The sequence below is a fragment of the Streptomyces chiangmaiensis genome, assembly GCF_036281785.1.
GTDB classification, from domain to species: Bacteria; Actinomycetota; Actinomycetes; order Streptomycetales; family Streptomycetaceae; genus Streptomyces; species Streptomyces chiangmaiensis.
This window is the reverse complement of the sequence record NZ_JAYWVC010000310.1, coordinates 1-6,792: the sequence shown is the minus strand read 5'-3', so window position 1 is coordinate 6,792 and position 6,792 is coordinate 1. Positions and strand designations below refer to the sequence as shown.

The 6,792-nt window shown below is 72.9% G+C and carries 6 protein-coding genes; 2 read left to right on the top strand and 4 right to left on the bottom strand.

Features of this window, described 5'->3' with window-relative positions:
• The 3 genes from VXC91_RS40940 to radA all read right to left on the bottom strand — a co-directional run.
• Positions 1 to 144 (bottom strand): DUF6204 family protein (locus VXC91_RS40940; protein ID WP_329512443.1); only part of this gene is annotated, 144 nt, incomplete at its 3' end.
• A gap of 149 nt (positions 145 to 293) precedes the next feature.
• Positions 294 to 1,418: a DNA integrity scanning diadenylate cyclase DisA gene (gene disA, locus VXC91_RS40935; RefSeq protein WP_329512442.1), complete on the bottom strand. Its 1,125-nt coding sequence runs from the start codon at positions 1,416 to 1,418 to the stop codon at positions 294 to 296.
• Positions 1,419 to 1,500: 82 nt separating this feature from the next.
• The gene (radA, locus tag VXC91_RS40930; RefSeq protein WP_329512441.1) at positions 1,501 to 2,910 is read right to left on the bottom strand and encodes a DNA repair protein RadA; all 1,410 of its coding nucleotides are present in this window, start codon (positions 2,908 to 2,910) and stop codon (positions 1,501 to 1,503) included.
• Positions 2,911 to 3,167: 257 nt separating this feature from the next.
• Between radA and VXC91_RS40925 the strand changes: the two genes are divergently transcribed.
• Positions 3,168 to 4,901, top strand: coding sequence for a BACON domain-containing protein (locus tag VXC91_RS40925; protein WP_408057601.1), 1,734 nt, complete (start codon positions 3,168 to 3,170; stop codon positions 4,899 to 4,901).
• 46 nt (positions 4,902 to 4,947) lie between these two features.
• Here the strand turns inward: VXC91_RS40925 and VXC91_RS40920 are convergent, their stop codons facing one another.
• The gene (locus VXC91_RS40920; RefSeq protein ID WP_329512439.1) at positions 4,948 to 5,793 is read right to left on the bottom strand and encodes a hypothetical protein; all 846 of its coding nucleotides are present in this window, start codon (positions 5,791 to 5,793) and stop codon (positions 4,948 to 4,950) included.
• A 71-nt stretch (positions 5,794 to 5,864) separates the two neighbouring features.
• On the opposite strand from VXC91_RS40920, the gene VXC91_RS40915 reads away from it, so the two are divergent.
• Positions 5,865 to 6,792 (top strand): Ppx/GppA phosphatase family protein (locus tag VXC91_RS40915; protein ID WP_329512438.1); only part of this gene is annotated, 928 nt, incomplete at its 3' end.

Genomic DNA, 6,792 nt, shown 5'->3' with positions numbered 1-6,792 from the left:
GTCGTAGCTGAGGTGGCCCTCCGGCGTGAAGGCCGCGCGGAGCACGTCGTGCTCCGCGGCCCGTGCCAGGAGTTCGGCTCGTTGTCCGTCGTCGAGGCCGTCGAAGGCGCCGCGGACAGTGACGCGGAAGGTGCGGGTGCTCATCCCTCGAACGTAGACGCGGGGTGCGGTGCCTTTCCAGCGGGTTTATCCGGCCGGCGGCGGAGCATCCGGGGCGGAGCCCACCGGGCGACCGTCCGCGCCGCAGGGTGACCGGCGGGCGTGCGGGTCCCCGGATGCGCGGTCCGGCCGCACTAGACGTAACGCTCGAGGATGGACGACTCCGCCAGACGCGACAGTCCCTCGCGTACGCTGCGGGCCCGGGCCTCGCCGACGCCGTCCACCGTCTGGAGGTCGTCCACGCTCGCCGCGAGCAGCTTCTGCAGGCCGCCGAAGTGCTCCACGAGGCGGTCGATGATGGCGCCGGGCAGCCGCGGGACCTTCGCCAGCAGGCGGAAACCGCGCGGGGACACCGCCGAGTCGAGCGTTTCGGGAGCGCCTGTGTAGCCCAAGGCGCGTGCCACCGTGGGCAGTTCGAGAAGCTCGGCGTGGCTCAGCGCGTCCAGCTCGGAGAGGGCCTCCTCGACCGTGCGGGAACGCTTCGCGGTGGGCTCGGGCACGTAGTCCCGCACCACCAGCTCTCGCTCGGGCTCCACGCCGGCGATCAACTCGTCCAGCTGAAGCGCGAGAAGACGGCCGTCCGTGCCCAGTTCCACCACGTACTCGGCGATTTCGGTGGCGATACGGCGGACCATCTCCAGCCGCTGGGACACCGCGGAGACGTCCCGGACCGTCACCAGGTCCTCGATCTCCAACGCGGACAGGGTGCCCGCCACCTCGTCCAGCCGGAGTTTGTAACGTTCCAGGGTGGCCAGGGCCTGGTTGGCGCGGGACAGGATCGCCGCCGAGTCCTCCAGGACACGGCGCTGCCCGTCGACGTACAGCGCGATCAGGCGCATCGACTGGGACACGGAGACCACGGGGAAACCGACCTGCTTGCTCACCCGGTCCGCCGTGCGGTGGCGCGTGCCCGTCTCCTCCGTGGGGATCGTGGGGTCCGGCACCAGCTGGACGCCGGCCCGCAGGATCTTCGACAGGTCCGAGGAGAGCACGAGGGCGCCGTCCAGCTTGCACAGCTCCCGCAGCCGGGTGGCCGTGAACTCGACATCGAGGACGAAACCGCCCGTGCACATCATCTCGACGGTCCTGTCCGAGCCGAGCACGATCAGGCCGCCCGTGTTGCCCCGGAGCACGCGCTCGAGCCCGTCACGCAGCGCCGTGCCGGGCGCCACGGCGCTCAGCGAGGCGCGCATCAGGCCATCGGCACCGGAGCTCCCGCCGGACTTTCCGGGAGCTGCCGCCCGGTCGTTGGCTGCCACTGCACTCCTCCGGTCGCAGGTTCTTCAGGCGCTCCCGTGTCGCACACTCGGTTCGTACGGACGGGCGAGACCAGGGCAAAGTCTACCGGCGGTCCTCCTCCTCCCGCGGGGCCTCTCGGCGACGGGAGCGCGGAAGGACCCGCAGGGCGTCCCCTATGTCCGCCACTTCCAGCACCTTCATGCCGGGCGGGACCTTCCCCGGATCGCCCGGCACGAGCGCGTGCGTGAACCCCAGACGGTGTGCTTCGGTGAGTCGGCGCTGGACCCCCGTGACCCTTCTGACCTCGCCCGCGAGTCCCACTTCACCGATCGCCACCAGGTTCTTCGGCAGCGGGGTGTCGATCGCTGCGCTCGCCAGTGCCAGCGCCACCGCCAGGTCGGCGGCCGGCTCGGAGAGTTTCACCCCGCCGACGGTCGCGGAGTAGATGTCTCTCTTCCCCAGTGCGCTGATGCGGCCCCGCTGCTCCAGGACGGCGAGCATCATCGAGACGCGGGAGGTCTCCAGACCGGACGTCGTGCGCCGCGGCGAGGGGATCTGCGAGTCGACGGTCAGCGCCTGCACCTCCGCCACCAGGGGGCGGCGGCCCTCCAGCGTGACGGTCAGACAGGTGCCGGGGACCGGCTCGTCGCGGCGGGTCAGGAACAGGCCGCTGGGATCGGCGAGGCCTGTGATGCCCTCGTCGTGCAGTTCGAAGCAGCCGACCTCGTCCGTCGCGCCGTAGCGATTCTTGACGCCGCGTACGAGGCGCAGGCGCGCGTGCCGGTCGCCCTCGAAGTGCAGGACGACGTCCACCAGGTGCTCGAGCAGGCGCGGGCCCGCGATCGCGCCGTCCTTGGTGACGTGGCCCACGAGCAGGGTGGACATGCCGCGCTCCTTCGAGGCCCGGATGAGTGCCCCGGCGACCTCGCGCACCTGGGCCATGCCGCCGGGCGCGCCGTCGATCTCGGGGGAGGCGACGGTCTGTACCGAGTCGAGGATCAGGAGCGAGGGCTTCACCGCGTCCAAATGGCCGAGGACCGCCGCGAGATCGGTCTCCGCCGCGAGATAGAGGTGGTCGTGGATGGCCCCGATGCGATCGGCGCGCAGGCGCACCTGACTCGCCGACTCCTCGCCGGTCACATACAGCGTGCGGTGTTCGTCGCCGGCTGCCTTGGCCGCGACGTCGAGCAGAAGGGTGGACTTGCCGACCCCGGGCTCGCCGGCGAGCAGCACGACCGCGCCCGGCACGATCCCGCCGCCGAGGACGCGGTCGAGTTCGGGCACCCCGGTGGAGCGGGCGGTCGCCTGCCGGCCGTCGACCTGGCCGATGGGCAGCGCGGAGCTCGTCACCCGGCCCGGCGTCGTCGTCCGCACGGCGGGCGAGCCGTACTCCTCGATCGTGCCCCAGGCCTGGCACTCGGGGCAGCGGCCGAGCCACTTGGCCGTCTGCCAGCCGCACTCGGTGCAGCGGTAGGACGGCCGGTCCTTGGTGGTCTTCGTACGGGCAGCCATGGACGGAACCGTAGCGGGGGCCGGTGACATCGGGGACAGCGCCGGGTCGGCCGCTCGTCCAGGGGGTGATCCGCTGTGACGCAGGTCATCCGGGAGAGACCCGGCGCGCGGTGTGTTCGTATCCGGTCCGCCGCCGCCGCGGCGTCGCGGAATGCACCGTTCCGGTCTCCTTGTGGGGGATCGTTTCACCCGTACGGAGTAAAAGTGCTTAAGGGGGAAGAAGGCACCGCCTGTCGGCGCCTACGGTCGCACAGGTGATGAGCAGCAGGCCGGAGATCTCCACACACGCCAGTGGCGCGCACCCGGCGCGAGGAGACTCGCGCAAGCGGGGCAGAGCGCCTCGTGGCGCACACACGCGCACCCTGGCACAGCGGCCGCCCGCGCGTTACGACGCCTATCTGGACGGCCTGTTCACCTACTGCCTGTCCGTGCTGTGCGATCACGACGCGGCGACGGCAGCCCTGGGGGATGCGCTGGCGCTCGCCGAGCGTCGCGGCACGCGTGGCCCGCAGTCCACCGACGACCGCCGAGCCTGGCTGTACGCCCTGGCGCGCTGGTCCTGTCTGCGCCGGCTCGCCGAGGCCCGGCGCCGCCGCCAGCCCGGCCATGCCGCTGGGCGCGACGGCGGCCCCCGCGCGTACAAGGTCGCCGCCGACCGGCGGGCCGCCGGGGCGATCGGAGCCGCCCCCGTCTCCGAGGAGACCGAGAAGGAGCGGCGCCGGGAGCTCGCCCGCCTCGCCTGGCCCGAGGCCGCCGGCACCACCCCCGAGCAGCGTGAGGCGCTCGAGCTCGCCGTACGTCACCAGCTCGCCGCGCCGGAGGTCGCCGCGGTGCTCGGCATGGACCTTGCCGTCGCGCGCGAGCTCCTCGCCTCGGCCGCCTGCGAGGTCGAGCGCACCCGTGCCGCTCTCGCCGTCGTCGAGACCGGCACCTGCCCGAGCGTCGCCCGTCTCACCGGCGACCACCGGCTCGTCCTCAGCGCCACGCTGCGCCGCGAACTCGTCCGCCATGTGGACGACTGCCCGCGCTGCCGCCGTACCGCCGAGCGCGCGGTTCCCGGCACCTGGCCCGGCACCAGCGTCACCCCCGCCGCGCTCCCCGTCCTCGAGGCACCCCGCGCGGCCCTCAGGGCCGCGCGGACCCACGCCCCGCGCGTGCGGGGCAGCGTTCCCCGCTTCGACCGGCGCGGCTTCCCCATGGATCCCAAGGACCATGCGGCCCGCCGTGACCGCCTGCGCGCGCGTGCCGTCACGACGACGGTCGTCGCCACCGTGATCGCAGCCCCCGTGCTCGCCCTGTGGGCCGCCTACCGCGGCCCCCTCACCGGCGAGGGCACCGACGGACGCCCGGCCACCGCCCGCGAGGCCCACGGCCCCGACGCCCTCGGCGGCGAGGGCGCGGGCGGCTATGAGAACGCGGGCAACGCCAGCACGAGACCGGGCGGCTCCTTCGGCAAGGACGGCCGCGCGGCGGACGTCTCGGTCGAGGTCGTCGGGGTGAGGAAGGGCACACCGGGGGAGGGGCAGCTGAAGGTGGTGGCCGACAGCGACGGCACCACCAGCCTCATCACGCTGACGGCGTCGGGCGACGCGCCGGTGCGCTGGTCCGTGTCCACGAAGGCCTCCTGGCTCTACATGAACCGGTCCTCCGGCACGCTCGCCCCAGGCGAATCGTTCACTGTCCGGGTGCACGTGGACCATCTGCGCGAGCCCGTCGGTCCCTGGCACGCGCGTGTGGCCGTGGCCCCCGCGGGCGCCGTGGTCACGATCGACGGGTACGGGACGGCGGGTCCCCCGCCAGACCCTCGCCCCACCCAGGACCCTCCCGGCCCTTCCCACCCCGCGCCGAGCGATCCGCCCCCGACCGACCCGGACCCCACGACGAGCGAGCCGACCCCGACGGATCCCCCGTCCACCGACCCGACCCCCTCCGACCCGCCGTCCTCGCCCCCGCCGCCCACCGACAGCGGCGCCCCGAGCCCGTCCTCGTAGGCTCCCGGTCACCGTGGGCGAGGGGGGCGTCGGCCGTGCGCCGGCCTCAGTCCACCGGATCCGCGGGGTGCGGTGCCACCAGAGGCAACTGCGAGGCCAGACGCTGCTCGCACAGCTCGCCCAGGCGGTCGTATCCCGCCTTGCCCATCAGCTCGGTCAGCTCGGCCCGGTACGAGACGTACACCGGCTCGCCGGCGCCGTGCGCCGACGTGGCCGAGGTGCACCACCAGTGCAGGTCGTGCCCGCCGGGCCCCCAGCCGCGGCGGTCGTATTCGCCGATGGACACCTGGAGCACCCGGGTGTCGTCGGGCCGTTCGATCCACTGGTACGTCCGCCGGATCGGCAGCTGCCAGCAGACGTCAGGCTTGGTCTCCAGCGGTTCACGACCCTCCCGCAGCGCCAGGATGTGCAGCGAACAGCCGGCGCCGCCCGGGAACCCGGGCCGGTTCTGGAAGATGCACGACCCCTGGTACGGCCGGGTCTGCCGGGAGCCCTCGTCGTCCTCCGCGACCCAGCCGGTCTCCATGCCCACGTCATGGTTCTGCCAGATCTCCGGCGTCAGCCGTGCCACGTGCTCGGCCACCCGCTTCTCGTCGTCCTCCTCCGAGAAGTGCGCTCCGAGCGAGCAGCACCCGTCGTCCGCGCGGCCCGCCTGGATGCCCTGGCAGCCGCTCCCGAAGATGCAGTTCCAGCGCGAGGTCAGCCATGTCAGATCGCACCGGAAGACCTGCTCGTCGTCGGCCGGATCCGGAAACTCCACCCACGCGCGGGCGAAGTCGAGTCCCTTCTCGTCGCGCACCTTCGGGACCTTCCTCGACGTGGACGCCTTCGCCTGCGAATCCTTCGACCCCTTGGAGGATTTGTCGGACTTCGCCTTTTTCGTCTTTGGCACGCATCCAGGGTAAGTGGCTCCGGCCCGCATCGGGGACGGAGGATCGTCGCAGTGGCAGTAGCGTTCCGTACATGAGACTCGGTGTCCTCGACGTGGGTTCGAACACGGTGCATCTGCTGGTGGTGGATGCCCACCCCGGCGCGCGCCCGCTGCCCGCGCACTCGCACAAGGCCGATCTGCGGCTCGCCCAACTCCTCGAGTGCACCGGGGCCATCGGAGGCGACGGCGTTGACAAGCTCATCGCCGTGATCCTCGACGCCCTCCAGGCGGCCGAGGACAAGGGTGTCGTGGAAATCCTGCCGTTCGCGACCTCCGCGGTGCGCGAGGCGAGCAACGCGGACGAGGTCCTGGCCCGGGTCAAGGACGCCACCGGCGTCGAGTTGCAGGTGCTGACCGGTGCGGAGGAGGCGCGGCTGACCTTCCTCGCGGCCCGCCGCTGGTTCGGCTGGTCGGCGGGCAAGCTGCTCGTCCTGGACATCGGCGGCGGCTCGCTGGAGATCGCCTACGGCATCGACGAGGAGCCCGACGCCGCGGTGTCGCTGCCGCTGGGTGCAGGGCGGCTCACCGCGGGCTGGCTGCCGGGCGATCCGCCGGACCCGGCCGATGTGAAGGCGCTGCGCCGCCATGTGCGGACGGAGATCGCGCGGACCGTCGGCGAGTTCAGCCGCTTCGGTGCGCCCGATCACGTGGTCGCCACGTCCAAGACGTTCAAGCAGCTCGCCCGCCTCGCCGGGGCGGCACGGTCCGCCGAGGGACTGTACGTGCAGCGCGATCTGAAACGGCAGTCCCTGGAGGCGTGGGTACCGCGGCTCACCGGGATGACGGCCGCGGAGCGCTCGGACCTGCCGGGCGTCTCCGACGGCCGCGCGGGGCAGCTCCTCGCCGGGGCGCTGGTCGCGGAGGGCGCGATGGACCTGTTCGGCGTGGAGACCGTCGAGATCTGCCCGTGGGCGCTGCGGGAGGGCGTGATCCTGCGGCGGCTCGACCACATGCCGGCGA

Excerpts from the sequence above, each read along its gene's own strand:
- radA (WP_329512441.1), bottom strand. The coding sequence starts at position 2,910 with ATGGCTGCCCGTACGAAGACCACCAAGGACCGGCCGTCCTACCGCTGC.
- VXC91_RS40925 (WP_408057601.1), top strand. The coding sequence starts at position 3,168 with ATGAGCAGCAGGCCGGAGATCTCCACACACGCCAGTGGCGCGCACCCG.